Source organism: Marinomonas sp. 63XJN7_9_ISO-PGPR-S23-217 (assembly GCF_056173515.1).
Map to the genome: position 1 here is coordinate 2,408,671 of NZ_CM149678.1, position 24,357 is coordinate 2,433,027.

At 45.7% G+C, this 24,357-nt stretch carries 23 protein-coding genes; 18 read left to right on the forward strand and 5 right to left on the reverse strand.

Annotated features, from left to right (window positions below):
• Positions 1–31: 31 nt before the first annotated feature.
• Both AC0VYI_RS11230 and AC0VYI_RS11235 read right to left on the reverse strand, forming a co-directional pair.
• The gene (locus AC0VYI_RS11230; protein WP_475449373.1) at positions 32–679 is read right to left on the reverse strand and encodes an HAD family hydrolase; all 648 of its coding nucleotides are present in this window, start codon (positions 677–679) and stop codon (positions 32–34) included.
• A gap of 224 nt (positions 680–903) precedes the next feature.
• Positions 904–1,080 carry a hypothetical protein gene (locus AC0VYI_RS11235; RefSeq protein ID WP_475449375.1) on the reverse strand — a complete coding sequence of 59 codons (177 nt, stop codon included), beginning with the start codon at positions 1,078–1,080 and terminating at the stop codon, positions 904–906.
• A gap of 173 nt (positions 1,081–1,253) precedes the next feature.
• Here AC0VYI_RS11235 and AC0VYI_RS11240 point away from each other — a divergent pair, with 173 nt between their 5' ends.
• Positions 1,254–1,730 carry a DUF2947 family protein gene (locus AC0VYI_RS11240; protein ID WP_475449377.1) on the forward strand — a complete coding sequence of 159 codons (477 nt, stop codon included), beginning with the start codon at positions 1,254–1,256 and terminating at the stop codon, positions 1,728–1,730.
• Here the strand turns inward: AC0VYI_RS11240 and AC0VYI_RS11245 are convergent.
• Positions 1,719–2,441 carry a tRNA-uridine aminocarboxypropyltransferase gene (locus AC0VYI_RS11245; RefSeq protein WP_199476804.1) on the reverse strand — a complete coding sequence of 241 codons (723 nt, stop codon included), beginning with the start codon at positions 2,439–2,441 and terminating at the stop codon, positions 1,719–1,721. The two genes, AC0VYI_RS11240 and AC0VYI_RS11245, sit on opposite strands and share 12 nt — an antisense overlap.
• Before the next feature lie 236 nt (positions 2,442–2,677).
• Here AC0VYI_RS11245 and AC0VYI_RS11250 point away from each other — a divergent pair, with 236 nt between their 5' ends.
• Together AC0VYI_RS11250 and AC0VYI_RS11255 are read left to right on the forward strand one after the other, a co-directional pair.
• Positions 2,678–3,442 carry a DUF1499 domain-containing protein gene (locus AC0VYI_RS11250; protein WP_475449378.1) on the forward strand — a complete coding sequence of 255 codons (765 nt, stop codon included), beginning with the start codon at positions 2,678–2,680 and terminating at the stop codon, positions 3,440–3,442.
• Positions 3,443–3,556: 114 nt separating this feature from the next.
• A complete protein-coding gene (locus tag AC0VYI_RS11255; RefSeq protein WP_475449380.1) occupies positions 3,557–4,144 on the forward strand; it encodes a TetR/AcrR family transcriptional regulator in 588 nt (195 codons plus the stop codon).
• Here the strand turns inward: AC0VYI_RS11255 and radD are convergent.
• Positions 4,141–5,931 (reverse strand): DNA repair helicase RadD, encoded by a 1,791-nt coding sequence (gene radD, locus AC0VYI_RS11260; protein WP_475449382.1) that lies wholly within the window; start codon positions 5,929–5,931, stop codon positions 4,141–4,143. The genes AC0VYI_RS11255 and radD overlap by 4 nt on opposite strands.
• A 144-nt stretch (positions 5,932–6,075) precedes the next feature.
• Between radD and AC0VYI_RS11265 the strand changes: the two genes are divergently transcribed.
• The 13 genes from AC0VYI_RS11265 to AC0VYI_RS11325 all read left to right on the forward strand — a co-directional run bounded on the left by AC0VYI_RS11265 (position 6,076) and on the right by AC0VYI_RS11325 (position 18,050).
• Positions 6,076–6,792: a 2OG-Fe(II) oxygenase gene (locus tag AC0VYI_RS11265; RefSeq protein ID WP_475449384.1), complete on the forward strand. Its 717-nt coding sequence runs from the start codon at positions 6,076–6,078 to the stop codon at positions 6,790–6,792.
• A 141-nt stretch (positions 6,793–6,933) separates the two neighbouring features.
• A complete protein-coding gene (gene trhO, locus AC0VYI_RS11270) occupies positions 6,934–7,929 on the forward strand; it encodes an oxygen-dependent tRNA uridine(34) hydroxylase TrhO (RefSeq protein WP_475449385.1) in 996 nt (331 codons plus the stop codon).
• Between the two features lie 184 nt (positions 7,930–8,113).
• Complete coding sequence (dnaX, locus tag AC0VYI_RS11275; protein WP_475449386.1) at positions 8,114–10,351, forward strand: DNA polymerase III subunit gamma/tau; 2,238 nt, start codon at positions 8,114–8,116, stop codon at positions 10,349–10,351.
• A gap of 12 nt (positions 10,352–10,363) precedes the next feature.
• The gene (locus AC0VYI_RS11280) at positions 10,364–10,690 is read left to right on the forward strand and encodes a YbaB/EbfC family nucleoid-associated protein (protein ID WP_067017341.1); all 327 of its coding nucleotides are present in this window, start codon (positions 10,364–10,366) and stop codon (positions 10,688–10,690) included.
• A 9-nt stretch (positions 10,691–10,699) separates the two neighbouring features.
• Positions 10,700–11,293: a recombination mediator RecR gene (gene recR / locus AC0VYI_RS11285; protein WP_475449388.1), complete on the forward strand. Its 594-nt coding sequence runs from the start codon at positions 10,700–10,702 to the stop codon at positions 11,291–11,293.
• 1 nt (position 11,294) lies between these two features.
• Positions 11,295–12,443, forward strand: a complete 1,149-nt coding sequence (rnd, locus tag AC0VYI_RS11290) for a ribonuclease D (RefSeq protein ID WP_199476812.1) — start codon at positions 11,295–11,297, stop codon at positions 12,441–12,443.
• 13 nt (positions 12,444–12,456) lie between these two features.
• Complete coding sequence (locus AC0VYI_RS11295) at positions 12,457–12,750, forward strand: YcgL domain-containing protein (RefSeq protein ID WP_199476813.1); 294 nt, start codon at positions 12,457–12,459, stop codon at positions 12,748–12,750.
• A gap of 2 nt (positions 12,751–12,752) precedes the next feature.
• On the forward strand, positions 12,753–13,232 hold the full coding sequence (locus tag AC0VYI_RS11300) for a YcgN family cysteine cluster protein (RefSeq protein ID WP_475449390.1): 480 nt from the start codon (positions 12,753–12,755) through the stop codon (positions 13,230–13,232).
• A gap of 179 nt (positions 13,233–13,411) precedes the next feature.
• Complete coding sequence (locus AC0VYI_RS11305) at positions 13,412–15,286, forward strand: vWA domain-containing protein (RefSeq protein ID WP_475449392.1); 1,875 nt, start codon at positions 13,412–13,414, stop codon at positions 15,284–15,286.
• A complete protein-coding gene (locus tag AC0VYI_RS11310; protein ID WP_475449394.1) occupies positions 15,279–16,079 on the forward strand; it encodes a class II glutamine amidotransferase in 801 nt (266 codons plus the stop codon). The genes AC0VYI_RS11305 and AC0VYI_RS11310 overlap by 8 nt, the downstream gene beginning before the upstream one ends.
• A 320-nt stretch (positions 16,080–16,399) precedes the next feature.
• On the forward strand, positions 16,400–17,044 hold the full coding sequence (locus tag AC0VYI_RS11315; protein WP_475449396.1) for an HAD-IA family hydrolase: 645 nt from the start codon (positions 16,400–16,402) through the stop codon (positions 17,042–17,044).
• Positions 17,045–17,190: 146 nt separating this feature from the next.
• Complete coding sequence (gene cyaB / locus AC0VYI_RS11320; protein WP_475449398.1) at positions 17,191–17,799, forward strand: class IV adenylate cyclase; 609 nt, start codon at positions 17,191–17,193, stop codon at positions 17,797–17,799.
• Positions 17,800–17,801: 2 nt separating this feature from the next.
• Complete coding sequence (locus AC0VYI_RS11325; RefSeq protein WP_475449399.1) at positions 17,802–18,050, forward strand: hypothetical protein; 249 nt, start codon at positions 17,802–17,804, stop codon at positions 18,048–18,050.
• A gap of 110 nt (positions 18,051–18,160) precedes the next feature.
• On the opposite strand, the gene cysK is transcribed toward AC0VYI_RS11325, so the two are convergent.
• A complete protein-coding gene (gene cysK, locus AC0VYI_RS11330; RefSeq protein ID WP_199476821.1) occupies positions 18,161–19,126 on the reverse strand; it encodes a cysteine synthase A in 966 nt (321 codons plus the stop codon).
• A 210-nt stretch (positions 19,127–19,336) separates the two neighbouring features.
• On the opposite strand from cysK, the gene hrpA reads away from it, so the two are divergent.
• Both hrpA and AC0VYI_RS11340 read left to right on the forward strand, forming a co-directional pair.
• Positions 19,337–23,212 (forward strand): ATP-dependent RNA helicase HrpA, encoded by a 3,876-nt coding sequence (gene hrpA, locus AC0VYI_RS11335; RefSeq protein WP_475449402.1) that lies wholly within the window; start codon positions 19,337–19,339, stop codon positions 23,210–23,212.
• A gap of 9 nt (positions 23,213–23,221) precedes the next feature.
• Positions 23,222–24,220: an MlaA family lipoprotein gene (locus AC0VYI_RS11340; RefSeq protein WP_475449404.1), complete on the forward strand. Its 999-nt coding sequence runs from the start codon at positions 23,222–23,224 to the stop codon at positions 24,218–24,220.
• Positions 24,221–24,357 lie beyond the last annotated feature (137 nt).

Sequence of the window (24,357 nt, forward strand, 5' to 3'; positions counted from 1 at the left end):
ACTGGTTTGGCGAGCAAGAAGCGCCGCCAAACTAGTGTAAACCGAGCAGCTTTTCGAGTTCTTCCATGGTGTCAAAACAAACCGTTGCGCCAGCGGCGGTTTGTTTGTCAGCGGATAGTGTTTCGCTAAAGGCAAAAACACGCATACCGGCGGCTCGCCCTGCGGTAATCCCGGCAATGGAGTCTTCAATGACAATGCAATCTTCCGGGGCAACCCCCAATGCCGCGGCGGCTTTTAGGTAGAGGTCGGGAAAAGGTTTGCCATTGGCCACATCATCAAAGCTAAAACGAGTTGCAAAGCGTTCTGCTAGGCCAATTTTTTGGAGTTTGAACTCCATTTCATCCCGTCGGGCATTTGTTGCCATGGCGATTGGTACTGTTATTTTGCTTAATAACTGGCAAACGCCATGAATAGGTTCTAAATGATGGTTAATGGTGTCTTGAAACTCTTCTCTGAACTCTCTTTCAAATGACTCTGGTAAAGCCTTTCCAAGCATTTGTTCTGCTGTCTCAATGTTCTTTTTGCTGCTATAGCCTGAGAAGCGCTCGTGCAGCATGGCATCGTCAACGATGAGGCCATATCGAGCAAATTGTCTTTTTAATATTCGGTTAGAGATGTTTTCTGTGTCAACAATGACACCGTCGCAGTCAAAAAGAATGGCTTTGTATTGATCAGTCATAAAAAAACAATTTAGGTTATGTGTGAGCTTGGATGATAGCGAATTTCAAAGTATGAAAGAAGGTGTAAGGTTAAGATAAAAGGTGTGGTGAGGGTGTGAGGGTAACGAAGAGGAAGGGAGGGGGTTTTATTGTTTTTCTCCCCTTAAAATGTATCAAATAGGTTATACTGTTACCCGATAATTGGGTCTAAGTATTATTATTTGTTTCAATGTGCTGTTCAGCATTAGTGGCTTGTTGCGTGTGAACGTGGTTTGCGAGCGTGAAGAATCATATCCTTACAGAAAGATAAGACAATTTTGGCTACACGAGCAATTTTTTCTCGACGCACTTGGCGTTCTACACTGCGGTCTTCAAACCCCCATGCTTTTAATAGTGCTTCGTATTGGTCTTGAGAATCCATAATGGTACTCCTTTATTAAGTGTTTTTAATGAGCACTTGCTAGCGCTCTTGGCTCAAAATGTTGTTTTATTACAACAATTATAATAATAGAGGGGGATTGGCTTACAAACAAACGATCCTTTTTCATCTATTTGGTTAGTTTTTTTCATCATTCACGGTTTACGAAGGAAATAATGGCATACACATCGTTAGACAGTTTTTCAAAGAGTTGGATTTTTAGGCGCGAAGATCCGAAGGTCGCGGTGCAGGATCTTGCAGAGATTCGCTTGCTGGATGAGCAAAGCGCGGCATCGGTGTGGCGCGACTATATTAGTGATGGCCAAATCCACCCTGATCATTTTACGGAGCAAGATTGGCCGAATGCCGTTGAGCGACAAGTGATGAAAGTGGCATGGGAAAAACGTTGGGACGCCACCGAGGAGGCGTTGCCTGAGGAGATTCTGGCTCATTTTGCTGCTTGGGGAGAGGAGACAAAAGTCTTTTTCTGCTGTCATAACGAGCTGGTATTTGAAATGCCTTGGGCGGTATTTAAACGCACTTGGAAGGCTTTTCTATTTCTGGATAATGGCCCGATTCTCGTGGGGCGCAAAAAGAATCAAGCGGTACAATTTCATTCTGATGGCATGGCGACCTTGTTATTACGCCGTTAAGTCGTCTGTCTTTTCATTGCTTCGTTTTCGACTGTTAAGACAATGTGTATTGAATACATTGTTATAAGTTAGCAGTTTTGCGGCTTCTTGTTGGTACCCTAGGCTGTCCATCAATAATGCAACCACTTCAGCGGTGGCAAATTGCATGCGATGGCTGGAGTGTCTGACTAAAAAAGACCGTTGCGCTTCACTGTTGATTTCGAGATGGGGAATAGCTTTTAACCATTCACTTTGATGAAACATTTTGCTGGCCTGTTTCCAAGTTCCGTCTAGCACAATAAAGGTATGTTTGCTGCCCTCTTCTGGTGTAGGCAGCGGCAAGGGTTGTGGTGGTCGATTTTGTGACTGTGCGGTCGGGGTGTTGGGAAACAAGATGGAGCAATGTCCCTGGATGGCTTTAAGCTGCTTTAGAAGGGCGGCAGGGGGCTGCGTTCTGTGCCAAAGAAAAGCCTGCGTGTCGTTCGGGTACAAATCGGCAATCAGTCTGCCACTGTTGGTTGGTTTATGTATCTCATCACGGTGGAAGAGTAAAATAAACTGGAAGGGGGCGTCGCTGGTTTTTCTATGTTGACAAAAACAGGCAAATTCCGCCATCAAACAAGAGGGACAGCGAATGGCATTGGCGCCACGGGCGATAAAAGGGCGCATCGCACTTTCTTGACATTGTTGGCGCAGTTTGTCAACGCAGTGAGGTGGGTGTTTTAAGGGCATAATGTGTCTTTGGGCTGCGTTGAGGTGTTTTTTTTCGAGGGCAGTATTTTAGCGTTTTTTTTGGCAGAGTCATTGAAAATCAATAACTAGGATGATTTTTTTGCAGCAATTTGCGTATATATTGACGAAAAATAAGCAAATATTGAGGAATAAGGTCTAAAGGTTAGGCGTTGTTCTGTTCGAGGCGGCGTTAGCAGGCTAAGGTGTGAGTCATATATCTGTTATCTGAGTATTTTATGAGTCGCTACATCTCGCCCGTGTTATATGTACTCCTGATGTTGGTAGGTTGTTTAGCTTTTATATCCATCGCTGGTGTTAGAGTCGGGCTTTTTGACCCTGTTACAGGTTTTTCGTTATTAAAAAAGAGTGTCATTTCTTCTCTTGTATTGTCTCTTTTGGCAGTGATTTCTTTGATTGTCTGCCGTAAAGAATGCAATGCAGCGACGAATCGCTTCTTTTATTTGGTGTTGGTGTTAACCGTGTTATACAGCGCCATGTGGATTATCTTTTATGTGCAACGCTCCGGATTGCCAGATATTAACGATATCACAACGGATACCGTTACCCCTCCCGCCTATATAAACATCAATTTTTTGCGACACTCTGGTGAAAATAGCCTGACATATCATAAAGAATGGGCGAGAATTCAGAAAAAGTTTTATCCCAATGTAAAGCCTCTTGTGACCAGCAAGAGCAAAGAGGTTGTGTTTCAAAAAGCCTTGAAGCTGGTGTTGGATAATGATTGGCTGTTGGTCGCCTCCTATCCAGAAGTCGGCTTGATCGAAGCGACGGCAAGAACCCCTGTCTTTGGTTTTCGCGACGATGTGGTGATACGTCTGATGACGACAAAGGATGGCAAGACTCGTGTGGATATGCGCTCTTGTTCGCGTGTTGGTAAAGGGGATTATGGTGTCAACGCAAGGCGCATTGTTAAGTTCATGTCGGCGTTGTCAGAAAGCCTTAATTTAGATCAAATGCAGCGTTTGCGTTTTCTCAATTAATACGAAGGCTAGGCGATAAATTGTTTTTGTCGCCTTTTGGGTGAAAAATAGACTCGTGTTCATAATTGGGACAGGATAAACTCCAAGGCGTACCGTTACCAAGAGGGATGTTTTGTGAGCTTGCGTCAAACTCAAAAGGCCAATACTCGCGCCAAAATTAAACGTATCGCCAAACAAGCGTTTTTAGACAATGGCATAGAGAATACGAGTACGCGTTATTTAAGCGCTCAGGCGGGTGTGTCAGTTGGCACCTTATTTGTTCATTTCCCTGATAAACTTTCTCTCGTTAAAGATATTTTCTTCGATGAAATGGATGTTGCCCTTCGTGAGGCGGCGGACGCACAAACACATTCTCAATCCCCAACCGATTATTTGCTGCAAATGGCTCAGGTTCTCTTCGCTTTTTATGATCGGTACGCTGAGTTTGCCCGTTTGGCTTTGTTTGACAGCTTAGCTCATGGTGGCTTTCACAGTAAACAGCTGTCCGTGATGACGGAGGGGGTCACTAAGCGTTTTAAACGCGTAGGAGTGGATGAAAAGACCGCCGTCATTTTTGCTGAAAACATGGCGGCGAATTTTTGTATGGTGCTGTTTGACGGTTTGCCTTCTGGCGTATTAGGGACGAAAGCGCTTGAGCGTTTGAATAATTTAAACTTGCCCTTTGATGTGTCGTTTAAAAATGCGCAAAAAAAGGCCGGTTAGTGGGATTCGTTTGCTTTTCGATAAAGCCCTTGGTAATCAAATAATCGTTCACTGACTTGCCAGTAATTTTTCTGCTTCTTGGCGATGACAAAATCTGGCGCAGGAAAGTAGGACTCAAATTTGATGGCGTCTTCTGGTGTGTCAAACGTCAATGGCTGAGTGCCGTTGGCAATGCGCCTACCAAAATGCTCGTTAAAGCGTTGTTTGGATTTTTTTTGGTTAAAAAAGAAAGACTCACTGAGCGTGCTACCGTCTTCGTCGTGGTAGGTCACTTTGATGGCGTGCTCAGCCTTTAATAAGGTGAGTGTGATGCCGGAGCAGCGCAAGACTTTGTTGTTTTTTAAGTTAAGTGCGTTACGCAGTTGGTCGTCTGGATCGATCAATCGTTCATGGCAATGAGTGCAATGACGTGCTGCAATATCGTTTTCTTCATTACAGTGCGGGCAGCGTTTGAAAGTAAATCGATAGGTGCACGCTTCTTCACCGTGTGGCGTGTCCATCAAGCCATGACAGCGACGTCCAAAGTGTTCAATGATATTACCCTCGCTGTCTTTTCTTCCCCAAAATATGTTGGCAAAGTCGCATTCTGGGCAATGCACTAGTACGGCTTCTGAGTCTTTGGTGGGTTTCTTTTCGCCCACTTCTGGTTGAAAAATGTTGTAGCCATTGTTGGTGTAATCCAAAATCAAACAGTCTTTTTTGCCGGGACTTAAGCGCAGTCCTCGGCCGACGATTTGTTGAAATAAACTAATGGATTGGGTCGGACGTAAAATGGCGATGACATCCACATGGGGAGCATCGAACCCTGTGGTCAGGACCGATACGTTCACCAAATATTTAATTTTTCTGGCTTTGAATTCGTTGATTAATCGATCCCGTTCTTTGTTGGGGGTTTTGCCTGTGATAAGGGCGACAGGCGATTCTTTTGTCGGGTCTGCCTGGTTGTCTTCTAAATGGTTTAAATACCCTAGAATCTCAATGGCGTGTTCGATGGTGGAGGCAAAGATCATCACGCCTTGGCGATCCTGACTTAGCTGCACGATCTGTTCCGTAATAGCCTGTGTGACTCGCGGGTGCTTGTGGATGAGTTCATTTAGCGCAATGGTATCGGTGTCTTGTTCGCCATCCAAGCTTTCGGTGAGCAAGCTAAAGTCGTAATGGGCAATGGCGGCATCGTAGTGAATGGGTTTGGTTAAATAACCCTGGTTGACCATGTGTTGGAGGGGGAGTTCATAGATGCAGCGTTTAAAAAATGTATTGTTGGCATCGCGGACAAAGCCGTGATAATGACTTTGATAAATCCAACCAGAACCCAATCGATAGGGCGTGGCGGTTAACCCCAGTATTCTGGTGTTGGGGTTTAATGCCAAAAAATGAGCGAGGGTTTTTTGGTATTGGCTGCCTTCTTCCATTTCAACACGGTGGCATTCGTCAATAATAACAAGACTGGCGGGTTGCTGAAAAGCATCCAGATGAGCCGAAATAGACTGAATGCTGGCGAAGGTGGTTTTTTCCGTAGTGTTCTTTTGGTTTAGTCCCGCAGAAAAAATGCCCGCTTGCAAACCCGTCGCAATAAACTTGGCGTGATTTTGCTCGACTAATTCTTTGACGTGGGCTAAACAAATCACACGGCCGCGTGCTAGGCGGCTGAGTTCGGCGATCACCAGGCTTTTGCCTGCCCCCGTCGGTAAGACGATAACGGCTGGATCGGCACTTTTTCGAAAATGGGATAAGGTCGCGTTGACTGCTTGTTGCTGATAATCGCGAAGAACATAAGGCTGTTTCATGTCTGCGAAAATAGCATGTCTCAGCGTTGTTGGAAAGCATGACGCGAGTCACTTATCAGTAACGAAATTCGTGTGTTCTGAGGCGTGCTACAGTATCATTAATACTTTGGCAATGATGCCGTTGTTGATGTGAATGAAATTGATATGACCTGTAATACGACGCTTTCCCCGTTTGATGCTACTGAGCTGCTGCCAGATGACTTGCCTGAAACTTTATTACCTGCGTTTAGTCGCATTGAGCCGTTCGCTCTGTTGTTGAACGATCTGCAGACAAAAGGTTGGAGTATTCAGGACGATTTTTTTTCGCAGGCGTTTACGGAAAAACTGATGGAAGAGGCAGAAAGCATTTGTAATGTGACCATGTTGCAGGCGGGTATTGGCCGTAAACAGGATCACCAAGTTGCCTTGGATGCCCGCCGTGATTATATTCAATGGATTGACCCAATCAATGCTACTCGTAAAACCTTTCTGGATGAAATGGAAGCGCTGCGCGTTGTGCTGAATCGCCAGTTTTTCTTAGGTTTGTTTGATTACGAAGCGCACTTTGCTCGTTATGAAAAAGGTGCGTTTTACGAAAAACATCTTGATGCCTTTAAAGGCAAAAGCAACCGCGTATTATCTACGGTTTTGTACCTTAATGACGATTGGCAAGAAGGGGATGGCGGTGAGCTTGTGGTGTATGATGAGCATAATCCCGATGTAGAAATTGGGCGTTTTTTCCCGAAAAAGGGGCGACTGGCGGTGTTTTTAAGCGAAAATTTTTACCACGAGGTGAAAGTGGCGCAGCGCACGCGTCACAGTATTGCTGGGTGGTTTCGTGTTAATAATACCACTGCGAAGACTCTCGACCCGGATCAATAACCATTTTCTCTTTTGTGTCGCCTAGGTCACCCCGTGTACGAAGCCGTAAATCAGACTCGAAATATCCTGAAAAAATCTCTATAATGCGCCGCTTGTTTAATTGCTCTGGTTTTACGTTCCAGACCGCATAGGAGAAAGAAAGTGTCTAAAGTTGTTGTTTGTGCGCTCTACAAATTTGTTGAGCTGCCCCATTTTGAATCTTTGCGTGAACCGCTACAGACGGTGTTAGAAGACAATGGGATTCGCGGCACCTTATTGCTGGCTAGCGAAGGCATTAATGGTACGGTGGCGGGTTCTCGTGAAGGAATCGATGCGATGTTAGCGTGGTTGGATCAACAACCTGGCTTAGAAAACATTGGCTATAAAGAATCTTTCGACGACAGCATGCCTTTCTATCGCACTAAGGTGAAGTTGAAAAAAGAAATCGTCACCATGGGGATTGAAGGCATCGATCCTAAACGTGTGGTGGGAACATACGTCAAACCAACGGAATGGAACAATCTTATCTCTGATCCGGATGTGGTGTTAATCGATACCCGTAACGATTATGAATACCAAATCGGTACCTTCAAAAACGCAGTGAACCCGAAAACGGACACTTTCCGTCAATTCCCAAGTTATGTGGAAGAAAATTTAGACCCAGCTAAACACAAAAAAGTGGCCATGTTTTGCACGGGGGGAATTCGTTGCGAGAAATCTACCGCTTTCTTAAAAGAAAAAGGTTTTGAAGAGGTTTACCATCTTGAAGGAGGCATTCTTAAGTATTTAGAAGAGGTGCCGCAAGAAGAGTCCCTATGGGAAGGCGATTGTTTTGTGTTTGATAATCGCGTCTCAGTGAATCATAGCTTGGAAAAAGGGCAATATGACCAGTGTCATGCCTGTCGTATGCCGATCACTGAAGAAGAAAAGCAAGACGAGCGTTACCAGCAAGGAGTGAGCTGCCCACACTGTTTTGATAAATACACAGATGAACAGCGTCAGCGTTTTATTGAGCGTGAGCGCCAAGTGCAGCTGGCCAGAGAGCGTGGCGAAGCCCATATTGGAGCAGAAGTCATGGACGCCGTGGAAAAGCACCGTCGTGAAAAAGAGCTAGAGCGTGAGCGCCAGCGTAAAATTCATGAGCCAAAGGTAAATTAATTGTCTATGGCTCACTCAGCGCATCTGGGTGAGTCAATTGATTAAATGCTAACTTACTGATCTGTAAAATGATATTTTTAATATTATCCCCGTTTTAACGCTGCACAACTTGAGTTTGAATGGTTTCGAAATTGCTCGGACTACCGTACAATAAAAAATCGCTTTTTATTAGCCAGTATCTATCATGAGTTATCAAGTTTTAGCACGTAAATGGCGTCCGCAGACGTTTCTTGAAATGGCTGGGCAAGACCATGTCCTTCAAGCGTTGGTCAATGCTTTACGCCAGCAGCGTCTTCATCACGCTTATTTATTTAGTGGCACACGCGGTGTGGGGAAAACCACCATCGCCCGTATTTTCGCTAAATGCTTAAACTGCGAAACCCATGGTATTTCTCCTGAGCCTTGCGGCACGTGCGACAGCTGTGTCGAAATTGCCGAAGGGCGTTTCGTCGATTTGATTGAGGTCGATGCGGCGTCTCGAACCAAGGTCGAAGATACCCGCGAACTTCTTGAAAACGTGCAATACGCGCCCACTCGCGGCCGCTTCAAAGTCTATTTGATCGACGAAGTGCACATGCTCTCGACCCATTCTTTTAACGCCTTGTTAAAAACCCTGGAAGAACCTCCGCCACATGTTAAATTCTTATTAGCGACGACGGATCCACAAAAGCTTCCTGTGACGATTTTGTCGCGCTGTTTGCAGTTTAATCTGAAAAATATGTCGCCACAGCGAGTGGTGGACTATCTACAAACGGTACTGAATTCCGAACAAGTTTCCTTTGATATGCCCGCGTTATGGCAAATCGGTCAAGCTGCGAACGGTAGTATGCGCGATGCGTTAAGTTTGACAGATCAAGCTATAGCCTTTGGCAATGGCACTATCACAGAATCCGGTGTGACAGCCATGTTAGGGTTGGTGAATCAATCTCAAGTGATGGAACTGCTGGAAAGTGTGGCCGCTAAGAATGCCGCTGACGTGTTACAAAGAGTGGAATTACTTGCAGACTATCAGCCGGATTTTTCCGCCATTTGTGGCAGTTTGCTGGATGTCTTGCACCGCGTGGCGATTGAGCAGCAAGTGCCAGGTGCCTTGTTGGATCAGTTGGGCGATCTTGCTCGTATTCAGCAGATTGCTGCTACGGTCAGCCCTGAAGAAATTCAGATGATGTACCAAAGTTTATTGATTGGTCGCCGTGATTTGCACTTGGCACACACCGCGCGCTCTGGCTTTGAGATGTTGATGCTCCGCTTGATCGCTTTTCGCCCAGCACCGCCTATGAGGGTGAGTCATGCTGCCCCCCCTCAATCGTACCAGACAGAGGTTGCTCAGCCGACGGCCGTTGCAGATGCGCCGACTCAAGCGCATTCGTCAGTGTCTCCAGAGGCTGACTTGTCTGAACAGCGTACTGTGCAATCTGAAGACAGAGCAGAGTTGTCTGGAAATAGCCCTGAATTGACCGAAGACAGGTTTGAATCGGCTAGAGATGATGTTGAGTTGTCCAATCCTATCAGCGAGTCATTGCCTGAATCTGAGCGTCCCCCTTGGGAAGACTCTCCTGAACTGGGGCCGCTGGTCCCGCAAGATGATGAGGTTTCGTCGGTATCTGATGTCGATAATACGACCAGTGAGCACGCTCAAATAAAAACGGATTCCTCCTCTGAGCCCGTCATGGAACCAGAGCTGGGAAGTGATACAGACGAAAGTCAGACGCAGGATGCCATACCACCATCGAGCAAGCATATTGAAGCGGTCGTTGAAAAAGTAAAAGCTGCCGCTATAGAAGAGGATGAGGACGACGAAGAGGATGAAGAAGAGGCGGAAGAAAGAGCCATTGCCGATGTGTCTGATCCTTTTAATCCGGCGGCGGATTTAGTCGAAGCCCTAGGCCATTCCGATAGTGATGAGCCTTCTACTGAAGTGGAAGAAGCTGAGGCAGAAGAAGCTGAGTCCAATGTGCCCGCCCATAGAAAACAAGATACGGTGTCTCAGCCAGCATTAGGGATACCGCTGCCCGAGATTGCTCACTATCAGGATCTCTCTATGGAGCTTTGGTGGCTGGTGGCCCCAAGGTTGCCATTAACGGGGCTGGTACAAAATATACTAATGAATTCGAGTTTGGTTGACGCCAGCGAGCAAGGAGTTCGTTTGGAAGTGCCATTAGAATATGGTCATATGTTGAACCAAACACGCTATGAGCAAATACAAGGCGCCTTAAGCGACTTTTTCTCTCTGCATGTCCCTTTGATCATTGATACGGTCGAAGATACTAGGGGAGTCACTGCTGAGGAGTTTGCTGCCAGCAAGCGCGCAGAAGCGTTGCAAGTGGCGATTGATCATCTTAATTCGCACCCAGTTGTGCAAGCTCTATCGCAGACGATGGGCGCACAACTGATTTATGATACTGTTAAAGTCAAAGCTTAATTGGAGACGACTATGTTTAAAGGTGGAATGGGTAACATGATGCGCCAAGCGCAGAAAATGCAGGAAAACATGCAAAAAGCCCAAGAAGAAGTGGCTAATATGGAGGTTGAAGGTCAAGCAGGCGCAGGCCTTGTGAAAGTGGTTATGACTGGCCGTCATGATGTCAAACGTGTTTCCATCGACGATTCTTTGTTTGAAGACGACAAAGAAATGCTAGAAGATTTGGTGGCCGCCGCGATGAACGATGCCGTTCGTAAAATCGAAGTGGGTCAAAAAGAAAAAATGGAAGCGGCGACTGCGGGCATGTCTCTGCCACCTGGTTTCAAAATGCCCTTCTAGGAGAAGCGTTTGTTTAGTCCCTTAATTAAAGAGCTGATTGAATCATTACGGTGCTTACCCGGTGTTGGCCCCAAATCGGCTCAAAAGATGGCGTTATATCTTTTAGAACGAGAGCATCAAGGGGCGGATAGGCTAGCTAATGCACTACGTAATGCTTTGGACAAGGTCGGCCGCTGTTCTAGCTGCCGCACCTTAACAGAAGAATCCGAGTGCAGTATTTGTCGTGATGAAGAGCGCGATCCCAAGAGACTGTGTATAGTGGAAACACCAGCCGATGTGATTGCGATTGAGTCAGCGGGTACGTTTGATGGTCGCTATTTTGTCTTACTTGGGCATCTGTCTCCCATTGATGGTATTGGGCCGGAAGAGCTGGGTCTCGATCATTTGGAAAAAATGGTCGAATATAACCAAGTGGAAGAAGCGATTATCGCAACCAATTCAACGGTCGAAGGCGAAGCAACCTGCCATTACATCGCTGAAAAACTTAAATCCAAAAACATCAACGTTAGTCGTATCGCTCATGGCGTGCCTATGGGCGGTGAACTGGAATACGTGGATGGCAACACTCTGGCTTTGGCGCTAGAGGGTAGGAAAAAACTCTAGCATGGATAACCAAGAACACACTTTAAATATTGTCTGGGTGGACGATAACGAGTCGCTGGCTACATGGTGTCAATATTGGGCTGAGCTGCCCGTTATTGCTGTGGATACGGAATTTATCCGTCGTACGACCTATTTTCCCATTACAGGGCTAATTCAAATCAGCGAAGGTGACAAGGCGGTGTTGATCGACCCGCTCACGATTGATGCGTGGGAACCTTTGCGAGAATTGATGGTCAATCCGTCTGTTATGAAGGTGTTCCACGCCTGTTCTGAAGATTTAGATGTGTTTGATCGTTTGTTAGGGGTATTGCCAGCACCTTTTTACGATACTCAAATTGGTGAAGCCTACGCAGGAGGGCAATGGTCTCTTAGCTATGTGAGGTTGATCCAAGAATACTTGCAAATTGAAGTGGCAAAAGATGAGACCCGTTCTGACTGGACTCAGCGCCCATTGACGGATGCGCAAAAACGCTATGCAGCGTTAGATGTCGTGTATTTGGCCGAGGTATACCCACTACAAGTGGCACGTTTACAAGAAAAAAACATGCTAGATTGGGTGCTTGAGGATTGTGAATCCCTGAAATGGCAATACCAAATGAACGCCGATCCTGAGCAAAACTGGGACGGTGTGAAAGCCGCTTGGCGCCTTTCACCTGAGGGATTAACGTTACTGCGCTTATTGTACATATGGCGGGACGAACAGGCGCGCAAGGAAGATGTTCCCAAAGGGCAGATCTTGAAAGACAGAACCTTGTGGGCCTTGGGGAAAAATTTACCCGATCACCATAAGGCGATTGCTAACACGGAAGAGCTGACTGGACGACAACACCGACTTTATGGTGATGAGATACTCAAAAAAGTCGCCATAGTTAAGAGTCTTTCCCGTGATGAGCTTCAATTTCCCTTAGAGATGCCGCTGCCTTCTCAAGCAGGGGAGTTGACCAAGGAGATTAAGGCTTTTGTGCGAGAGCGCGCCACTGAGTTACAGATTGCGCCAGAAGCGATGATGAAACGAAAACTGTTGGATCCTATTGTGCGCCACTTGTTTGATGGAACACCAATCGATTGGCACAATCCTGCGATGAACGGATGGCGTCGTGAGGCGATTATTAATCCGATTCTAGAACGTTTTAAATCCGAAAAACCGTAACCTTGAGAACACTATGAAACAGCACTTAATCGTTGAAGTATTTCGCTCCTCTAAAAAGGATGGCATGTACTTGTATGTGGAAAAACGCGTTGGTTTAAAAGAGATTCCAGAAGATTTGATGAAGCGTTTTGGCACCGGTATTAGTGCCATGACGATGTTGCTGACCAAGGAAAGTAAATTGGCACGGGCCAATGCTGAAAGTGTCATTAAAGATATTGAGGAAAAGGGTTTCTATTTACAACTTCCACCAGCGAAAGAAGACTATCTGTTGGATTTGTACAAAACGCCGACTGAGGCGGTTTATTAACCATGATTGCCAAGCGTTATGAACCATTTTGGCGAACCACTTCGTTGTTTGATATGTCCAAAGACGAATGGGAATCCCTATGTGATGGGTGTGGTAAATGCTGTCTTCAAAAGTTAGAAGATGAAGATACCGGTGAAGTCGTGTATACCGATTTGGCTTGTGAACAGCTTGATATTGGTCGGTGCCAATGTAAAGTCTATGCCACTCGACAAGAGAAAGTAGCCTCTTGTATCACGTTGACGCCGGAACAAATTGACGAGTTCGATTGGCTGCCAGATACTTGTAGCTATCGAGTGTTAAAAGAAACAGGGGATTTGCCAAATTGGCATCCCTTGGTCGTAGGAAGTCAACGTGAGATGTTGCGCCAGGGACTGACGGTTCGTGATTATGCGATCAGTGAGAGTAAGGTGGAGGAAGAAGAGTGGGAAACCCATGCAATTAAATGGGTTCATGGTATGCCGAAACCTTATGATGTCGCTTGATGATGGCGACTTTCTGTATGCTGGCACGCCGTGTCTTAGTACTGTTCGATTCGTACACTGACTTGGCTAAACGTGACCTGGTCACACTTGCTTAGTACGGTTTCATCAGTTCTGTTTTTGAGATCAGAGACTCAGCGAAATGATACGTTTATTGTGTTTATGCTAAGGAGTTACCAGACGTGAAATGGTTTAAAGTCTATGCAGTATTGACTCTTGTTGTTGTCTCGACGTGGTCTTCTCTTAGTCGAGCAGATACGCAATTTCGTATTCTGGTTGATGCTTCTGGCAGCATGCAAACCAGCGATCCCGACAGAATTACCCCAGAAGCGATTCAGCTTTTATCCCAGCTTGCACCAGAAGGAAAAGCGACGATTGGCGTTTGGCTTTTTGGTGAACAGCCAAGGGTTTTATTTCCTGAAACGGATGTTACGGAAGCCAGCCGAGTAAAATTGGCGAATTATCTTAAAAGCTATGTGACGCAAGACTTAAAGACAGATGTGGAGTCCATTCTAGATCTTTTACTGAAGACGCCCGCTGCAGGTTCGCTCAAGCCTGGGTTCCGACAAGATTGGATTTTAATCACCGATGGCAATGTCGATTTAAGCTTGGATGAAAGTGTGAACCAAGCCTCCCGTCAGCGTATTTGGACGGACATAACCAAACAGTTGGAAGAGCGAGGCATTCATCTTCATACCATCTCACTAACAGGGTATTCCGATAGAGCTTTATTGGATCACCTGTCTTTTAGAACCAATGCGACCCATACAGAAGCCGCTGTACCAGAAAATATGCTGGATGCGTTTGATCGTATTTTCTCGCAGAGCATGCCTTATCAAGAGCTACCGCTTATCGATGACCATTTCAAAGTGGATCCATCCGTTAGTCAAATTTCCATCGAGTCACTACACGAAGCGGGAGGATTGCCGACGATTGTACAGCCCAATGGCAAAAATTTAGTGTTATCAAACCGTTCCGATGTTTCAGTGAGCGAGGGTCCTCATTTTACGGTGATTACTATTACCAATCCGGCAGTTGGCGAATGGCACGTAGATGATGTGAATTTGTCCCGAGTGAAAGTGCGCGCGATTTCTGATTTGAATTTAAGAGTGACTAAAATCGCCCCTGTGACTTTTGTTAACGAGCCTATTCATTCAACGGCGTCTTTGTTTCGAGATGATCAGGCTTTAAAAGGCGCACAAATTCCCCGTGGTGATGTTGAACAGATATTGACCCGTCTGGTAGGTAGCAGCAAGGAAGTTATTTTTAAGACAGATTTGGATGCCTTAAAAGGCCGTTTTAAAAATCGCATAGAGGGACTATCACAACCGGGTGAGTATGTTTTAACAACGGACTTTATTGGGAAAAATCTGGATCGTAAAATGAGTCAATATTTTGCGATCCGCCCACCCGTTAACTTTACGATTAAAAGTAGCAGCGATAACTTAGTGACGGTCTCTGCTACCCCTTCTAATGGCAAACTGGATATTAAACGTTCCAATGTGCGTTTGGAATTAACCTTCGCGGATGGTACCAAACAATTTGATCAAATGGCTAAATTGAAAGATGGTGATTGGAATAAAGTGATTCCTGTTGCTAGTAATTCCAATATCAAGGCTCGGGCAAGATTAATAGGGTTTACCCAGTCCGGTACGCGTATTGAGTACTGGACGCCCACTTGGACCATCCACCGCAATGGGTCAGACCCAGTTTATGTGGAAAAGGGCAGTGTTGCTTCGTCTACACCACCCACCTCGACCGTTTCAGTTGAGTCTGAACAAAATGTGGCACCTGTTTTGGTTGAGCCAAATGTTGAGTTAGTGGGCAATACTCCAACAACGGGTAATCAACAAGCGGCCAATGATACAGGCGGAAATAACCAAGAGGATGACAGCGCACAAGACGCAGAAACCTTTGGTGCCGACAGTTTGCTACTCTACTTGGGCATTGCTGCTGGGGTTGTCTTATTATTAGCGGTGATAGTTTTCGTAATTCGACGTAGCCGTCGCCGTAATCGCTACGACGACTTCCAGGATGATGATCTAGACGATGTGTGAGTTATTAGGTATGAGTGCCAATGTCCCAACGGACATTTGTTTTAGTTTTTCCGGCTTACGTGCACGGGGGGGCCGAACGGGGCCTCACAAGGATGGCTGGGGCATGGCAATGTATCGGGACGGACAAGTCTGGGCCATTCATGATCCGCGCCCTAGTGCCGATTCGGATATGGCAGAAGTGATGAGTAAAACGTCGCTTAAATGTGACATCGTGATCAGCCACATTCGTCAAGCGAACGTGGGCATGGTGTGCTTACCCAACACCCATCCTTTTTGTCGTATTTTATGGGACAAAACCTGGTCCTATGCTCACAATGGACAGTTAGAAGGTTTCCAAGGGTTGCCCGTTGGCATTCATCAACCCCTTGGCAATACCGACTCAGAGCGCGCCTTTTGTTGGATTGTAGAACAGCTCTCCCAGCAATTTGGCGATACCGAGCCAGAACTGGATGTATTAAGTGTCGCCATCTTTGAACTTGCCTCACAGCTTAAAGACAAAGGTGTCTTTAATATGATGCTGTCTGATGGCGTGCGTTTATATTGCTTTTGTACCACGAAACTGCACTGGATCACTCGACGAGCTCCCTTTAGAAAAGCGACCTTATCCGATGAAGATGTGATTGTTGATTTTAAAGAGGTTACCACGGACAAAGACGTTGTTACCGTGATCGCCACCCAGCCATTAACCCATGATGAAACTTGGCAACAAATGCTAGAAGGGGAGTTATGCGTGTTTAAAGGTGGGGAAGTGGTTAGTCAAATCAAACCTAACGACCTGTCAGATACTGCATAATCTAGGTTTCTTGTCTTTTCTTAGGGGAAGGGATGGGGTTATTTGGTGTCGCAGGTTTGAGTGGATTTTTCTGATTCGCTTGGTGTTTGCGAGTTCCGCTATGCTGAGCGGGTAACTTTTGTCAAATGATACAAAAGTAACCAAAAGATCTTTTGTCGGGCTTCCAGCCCCTTGAGAATACGGCGGGTGTTACTCTAGTAACTATAATTGAAGATCGTAAGCCCTCTTTAACCCTTGAAAAGTATCAGGGAAGGGAACGGTTTGTGTCTCATTTTTACAAAGGTACGCTTTAGATGCGTGACACTGCTTTGGGGGATTAAGTGCCAGAGTTCACTATGAATCAATGCCTTTTATTTGATAACGACGGAACGCTGGTGGATAGCGAGCGACTTTGTAATATTGGTTTGGTAGTCAAATTTAAAGAGTATGGAATTGCGTTAGATGCAGACGAGCTTGTGGTAAGGTTTAGAGGCTGGAAATTAGCAAAAATTCTCGATGTGCTATCTAATGAGTTTGAAGTGGATTTGGCCGATGACTTTGTTGGTAGCTACCGATCCATTGTTGCAGATCTTTTTGAGACAGAACTAAAGCCAATTGAACATATTGAAGAAACTCTTAAAAATTTAAACCAACCTATGGCCGTGGTGTCGAGTGGTCCAGTTGATAAAATACAACAGGCGTTAAGGGTCTGTGGGCTCACCCGTTACTTCGGCGAAAATATTTATAGTTCGTATGATGTTGGGATATGGAAGCCTGACCCAGGAATATATCTGCATGCAGCAAAAGACATGGGGTTTTCCGCTGAAAACTGCGTTGTCATCGATGATGGTCTAGTGGGTGTCGAGGCGGGCTATAGAGCAGGAATGAGAACGCTATTTTATAATAGATTTAATGAGCCGTGTGAGTTTTCGTCAGTTGTTAGTTTCCATTCAATGAAAGAACTTCCGGGATTAATCCGCACTTAACAAGCGCATCAAAAATCCTTCCTCTTTAAATTAATCTGTGTAGTGGATGATGGTTTCGCCGTTAAAGGATATCAACCATAGCTAGCCATTTATTGCGGTAAAACAAAACACTTCTGAAAATTCTGATTGTAGGGCGAAAACGCTATATGACAAACAAGCATTTCCAAGGTAAGTATGAAGTGGAGCTAAAGTTCTGCTTACACTCAAAAGCTGAATTTCTAAAGACATTGAGTGGCATTCCTCATGACGTTATGCTGCAAGACAATGTTGAAAGTGACTGGTATTTTGATCGTCCTGATAAGTCCTTAGAAGCGGATAATAAAAGTATCTGCATCCGTACCATGGAGCCGTCCGGCATTAAGTTATGGATTGTTAAAGGGCCAGAGCCGGATCGGTGTGAAGCCACCAATATTACAAATGCCTCAAATTCCATCAGCATGTTGGAAACCATGGGCTTTGAGGTTGTGTTAAAAGCTCAGAAAACTCGCAGTATTTATTTTGTCGGAGCGTTTCATATTACGGTGGATTCATTAGCGGGTATCGGGGATTTTGCGGAATTTGCCATTATGACCGACGATGAGTCACTGTTGCCTGATTATAAAGCCCAGATCGAAGCACTGGCGCAGCAATTTGGCTTAAGTGACGAGGCTTTACAAACTCAATCTTACAAACAGATGTTTATGGAAAAAGCCGCACTTAATCAAGGTGGCCATAGCTGTTATTCTAGCACCATTATTGATGTAATAGAGAAGTGATAATGATTAATGATAATGAAATAATTGAAACCCTAGAGGAGCTTGAGGCGTTTTTACGTTTGGTTGAATCGGGCAGTTTGGCGCTTGATAATGCGGCGGGGGTTGCTTTGGCGACGAATAACGCCAACGGTCGTCCATTTGTGGCTGTGCTGGATGATAATCAGCAGCTGGTGTTGGGTCGTTGGGTAACCAATGAGGTATTTGAAAACGGTAAGGATATGGTTCGTTACGGCCTTAAAAAGCCACATTAATGGAAGACAGTAACCCCTCCCTAACCCTCCCCTTGGAAGACATAAGGGGAGGGAACTGTTTGCCCTTCACCCTTGGGAAGGTGGCAGCAGGGTGGGGTTCTGGTTAATGACTATTGAACCAATTCATTGTCAGTGAATTCGCCTTCGAAAAGGGCAGTAGAAAGGTAACGTTCACCGGAATCAGGCAGTATCACGACGATCTTTTTGTCAGCAAATTCGTCCAGTTTGCTCAGGCGCTCTGCGGCAACCACGGCGGCACCGCATGAAATACCACACAAGATACCTTCTTCTCGCATCAGTCGACGTGCCATTTGAATGGCGTCGTCGTTTTCGACTTGTTCAACACGATCCACCAAGGAAAGATCCAAGTTTTGTGGGATAAAGCCCGCACCGATACCTTGGATTTTATGAGGCGCTGGTGTCGGCGTGACACCATGAAGGGTTTGGCTGATAACAGGGGAGCTGGCTGGTTCAACCGCCACACTGGTAATGGGCTTACCTTGGACTTTCTTAATATAGCGTGTGACGCCTGTAATGGTACCGCCTGTGCCCACACCGGCAACAAAAACATCGATTTCGCCATTGGTGTCTTCCCAGATTTCTGGACCAGTGGTTTTCTCGTGGATTTCGGGGTTAGCAGGGTTTTCAAATTGTTTCAGTAGGACGAAGTTGTCGTCTTGAGCAATTTCTTCGGCTTTTTCGATGGCGCCTTTCATACCTTTGGCAGGCTCAGTCAGAACGATAGTTGCCCCTAATGCTTTCATCACTTGACGACGTTCAACGCTCATGCTGGATGGCATGGTGATGGTAATAGGGTAACCGCGCGAGGCTGCAACAAAGCACAGTGCGATCCCAGTGTTACCACTGGACGCTTCAACGATGGATTTGCCTTTGGTTAAAATGCCTTTTTTTTCAGCATCCCACACCATGTTCGCCCCAATACGGCATTTTACCGAGAAAGCAGGGTTGCGAGATTCTAGCTTCGCCCAAATATTACCCTTACCAATATGGTTGAGACGAACGAGTGGGGTGTTACCAATAGTCAATGAATTATCGTCGTATACTTGTTGAGACATGATGCTTCCTTATTCGTTGATCTGGTTATGGATGTGACACCGTAGTAGATGTGCGCTTAAGTCTGTTCACTATAACCCTTACTTAGCGATTGATGTTAGAATTTACAACTATATAGATAGAAACGGCGCGCCTTATTCACTGTTTTTGCAAGCTTTGTTGCTTTGCAAGTTATCATCTGCGCCCAGCAAAAGGATACTAGTTTACTTATCATGTCGACAAATGACGTAATGACGCGTGATCGTCATCTTATTGATCAAAAACACGCTCAGCTTCTAAAACGCCAAAAGGATGGTTTGCCTTTTGACCGGATGCAAGCTGAATTGAATACCATGATCGAGCAATCAGAAACCCTATATCAAGCTCGCATGGCACGTTTGCCGAAGGTCACCTATGACGAATCGTTGCCCGTGGCGGCGCGTTCTAAAGAGATTATTGAGGCGATCCAGAATAACCAAGTGGTCATCATCGCAGGGGAAACGGGTTCCGGTAAAACGACGCAACTTCCGAAAATGTGCTTACAGGCCGGACGCGGTATTGCGGGGTTGATTGGACACACGCAACCAAGACGTATTGCAGCACGTAGTGTGGCGCAGCGTATCAGTGATGAAATGCAGGTCACCTTGGGTGAGCAAGTTGGTTTTCAGGTACGCTTCAATGATGAGAGCAATGATGAAACCCTGATTAAATTAATGACAGACGGTATTTTGTTGGCAGAAATCCAACAAGATCGCCTGCTTTACCGTTACGATACCATCATCATAGACGAAGCCCATGAGCGAAGCTTAAACATTGACTTTTTGTTGGGCTATCTTAAACGCGTGCTGGCTCAGCGTCCTGACCTTAAGGTCATTGTGACCTCTGCTACGATTGATGTGGAACGTTTCTCCAAGCATTTTAATAACGCGCCAATTATTGAAGTATCAGGCCGGACTTATCCGGTAGAAATCCGTTATCAGCCTTTGTTGAGCAAATCCGACTCAGAAGAGTTAGACGAAGACCAAAGTATGGAACAGGGCATTCTTGATGCGGTGGAGAGTTTAATTCAAGAGGAGCGTCAATCCGGTTATCGAGGGGCTGGCGATATCTTGGTGTTTTTACCGGGTGAACGCGAAATTCGGGAAACCGCAGAGATTTTGCGCCGCGCTGAGCTACGCAATACCGAAGTTTTACCTTTGTATGCGCGTTTGAGTGTGAGTGAACAACAGCGCATATTTAAGTCCCATTCTGGGCGTCGTGTGGTGTTATCCACCAACGTGGCGGAAACCTCCTTAACTGTGCCTGGCATTCGTTATGTAATCGATCCAGGTTTAGCGCGTATTAGTCGCTACAGTGTGCGCTCGAAAGTGCAGCAATTACCCATTGAGAAAATCAGTCAGGCCAGTGCAAATCAGCGAGCAGGGCGTTGCGGTCGTGTTGCGGATGGTATTTGTATTCGGTTATACGACGAAGCTGACTTTACCGCTCGTGCTGAATTTACCGACCCGGAAATTTTCCGTACCAACTTGGCCTCGGTCATTTTGCAAATGGCGAATTTACGCCTTGGTGCTGTCGATAAATTTCCTTTTGTTGAAATGCCAGAAAAACGCATGATTAATGATGGTTATCGTGCGTTGACCGAGCTGGGAGCGATCAAAGGCGATAAAATGACGTCCATTGGCCGTCAGCTTGCTAAGCTGCCGATTGACCCCAAACTAGGGCGAATTTTGATTGCCGCTCAGCAGCATTCGGTGCTGAAAGAAGTCTCGGTGATCGTCAGTGCTTTATCGATTCCAGACCCGCGAGAACGTCCGCAAGATAAAAAAACGCAATCGGATCAAGCTCACGCCCAAGACAAAGATGAAGACTCGGATTTTATCGTGTTCTTAAATCTTTGGGAGCGCTATGAGGAGCAGCGCCAAGCCCTCTCACAAAATCAATTACGTCAGTATTGCCGTAAGCAATTTTTGAACTTTTTACGGATGCGTGAATGGCGCGATATTCACCGTCAGATCATTATCGCCTGCAAGCAATTGGGCTTTAAAGAAATCAGCCATGAGAATCGAAATTACGAAGCCATCCATCGTTCTTTATTAGCGGGTTTGTTTACTCAGGTGGCAAATAAAATGGATGACAGTAAAGAGATGCTTGGCTGTCGTTCTCGGAAAGTATCGATTTTTCCAGGCTCCATGTTGTTCAAAAAACCACCGCAATGGGTCATGGCAGCGGAGTTGGTCGAAACCAGTAAGTTATATGCTCGCGTATCGGCGCGTATTGATCCCGCTTGGATCGAAGAATACGCCGAGCCTTTTGTGAAGCGCCAATATTTTGATCCCCATTTTGAGCGTAATCAAGGCCGAGTGATGGCCAATGAGCAGGTGTCGTTATATGGGCTGATTATCGTTGCCAAGCGCCGTATTGATTACGGTCATGTTAATCAGCCAGAGGCCCGTGAAATTTTGATCAGACAAGGTTTGGTAGAAGGCGAGATGCGCTCCAAACAGGCCTTTTATCGAAAAAATAAGGCGTTGATTGAGCAGTTAGAAACACAAGAGGCCAAACTGAGAACTCGCGATATTCTGGTGGACGATGAAGCCGTTTTCCAGTTTTATGATCAACGTATCCCCAAAGATATTTATAATCAAAAAGGCTTGGAGTACTTTGCAAAAACCTCACCTGAGGCCTTGGTGATGACCCGTGAGGACCTAATTAATCTGGATGTAAACGTTGATGATATAGCGTTCCCGGATTCCTATGGTCTTAATGGCGTTGCGCTTCCGATTGATTACCGCTTTGAACCGGGCCAAAAAACCGATGGCGCCACACTAAAAGTGCCCGTTGGTTTGTTGCGTCAGTTAAGTTTAGAGGATCTAGGTTGGGCGGTGCCTGGTTTTATCAAAGAGCGCTGCGAAGCCCTTTTGAGAGCGCTACCAAAAGCCTTGCGTCGACGATTTGTCCCCATTCCACAATTTGTCGAACGAATTTATCCCAATTTGTCTAAAGATAAGGGAGATTTGCTAGAACAGCTTAGTTTGCAGATAAAACGTGAAACCTTGATTGATATTCCCCTTAATGAGTGGAATTCGGATAAGCTGGACACACACTTAACCTTGAACTTGGAAGTGGTCGATGAGCGGGGGAAAGTGCTTGGTATAGGCAAAGACCTTGCGCAGCTGCAAACGCAATTTGGTGATTTGGTAGAAGAAAGTTTTGCTAAGTTCGGTACCAAACAGCACGAGCAAGAGAATTTAACCCATTGGCCTGATCAAGATATCCCTGAACGACAAGAGATCCAGCAGGCGGGGATTAAAGTTACCGCCTTTCCTGCCTTGGTGCCTCAAGGGGAAAGTGTGGCGTTGAAAATGTTTGACGATCAGCAAACGGCGATCGAAACCCATCGCAAAGGGGTGATTACGTTACTCAAGCTCACTTTGTACAAAGACGTGCGCTATTTGCAAAAGAATTTGCCTAAGCTAAAAGAGTCCATGTTGATTTTTGCGCCCATTGGTAAAAAAGAGGTGCTATTAGACGATTTACTCAACGCTATTCTGGATAAAGTGTTTTTAGATGGTCGAACACTGCCGCGCCGTAAGGCTGACTTTGAAACATGCATTGCCGATAACAAACAGCAATTGGTCAGCGTCGGCAATGAAATGGCGAATCAACTGTATAGAGTGTTGTCTTCTTACCAAGGAGTTGCCAAGAAAATGAAAGGCAATATTCCATTACCGTGGACAAGGGTCTATGGTGACATTAAACTGCAGCTCGAAAACTTAGTCTATCCCGGTTTTATCGGGAATACACCCTTGTTTTGGTTGGGCCAACTGCCTCGCTATTTTAAAGGAATCGAAGTGCGTTTAGAGCGCTTCCAGAATCATTTGAATAAAGAGAGCAGTTATGTGTCCCAATTAGAGGGGCTATGGCAAACCTATATTAAACAAAAGAAAGCCCATGATGAAAAAGCGTTATATGACCCTGAGCTGGTTAAATATCGCTGGATGTTAGAAGAATACCGTATTTCGCTTTTTGCTCAATCGGTAGGGACGCTGGAACCCATTTCGGATAAACGGCTTAGTAAACAATGGCAAGAAGTTAAAAAACTGGTTTAGGAAAGGTTAATGACAAATTCACTTTTGCAACGAGTGGGCGGCGTATTGATCGCTTGCCTTTTGGTTTTCTCCCAAGCCACTTTTGCGGCAGCAGATGAAAGCAAACAGGATCCATGGGAAAGTTGGAACCGTAAGGTATTTAACTTTAATACCACCCTAGATACCCATTTCTTTAAACCTATTGCCAAAGGCTATGTGGACTATACCCCCGTGATTGTTAGGCGAGGGGTGAGTAACTTTTTTTCTAACCTTGGTGAGGTGTCGAACATTACCAATAATGCGCTACAAGGCAAGAAAAATGGCTTTGTGGCGTCGACCTGGCGTTTCGTGATTAACAGCACCATTGGTATTTTCGGTCTGTTCGATGTAGCCAGTGCATTAGGGCTTCGTCAATACGATGAAGACTTCGGTCAAACCTTAGGATACTGGGGCGTTCCCAGTGGCCCTTATCTCGTTTTACCCTTCTTTGGACCATCCACCGTTCGAGATGCGAGCGGCATGGTTGTTGACTACAGTAATTACCGTCCACAAGATGAAGTGGGGCTGAACCGTGACCAACGTTGGGGTCTATTAGGCTTACAGGCAATCAATAAACGAGCCAGTTTGTTAGGGGCTGAAAACTTGATTGTGGGCGATCCCTATACCTTCGTTCGCGATGTGTACTTCCAAACCCATGATTATAACGTACATGACGGTAATCCACCGAACAACTCACAACCTGATGCAAGCGACAGTTGGGGGGATGATTCCACGACCGATAGCTGGGGCGATTCGAGTTCTTCTGAGCCACAAGCAACAGATAGCTGGGGCGATCCTATTCCGGCTAAGCCTCAAGCGACAGATAGTTGGGGGGACCCAGTCCCTGCAAAACCCGCTGCAACTACACCAACTCAATCAACAGAACCTAAGGTTAAGGCTGATAAACAAAGCACTTCACCAACAAAGGCTGATAGCGTTAAAAAGTTAATACCGCAAAATACGGATAGTTCAAAAAATACTCAGAAATGAGGTTGTTGAGTGGGTACTTGAAGCTCAGTAGCGTTGTTAATCTATAGCCATCGGCGTGAGGGGTTAACAACGCTACTGATATATTTTATGGGGTATATCAGCGCTCTTGCTCTATCAAAGCATTTAAGTAAAACACG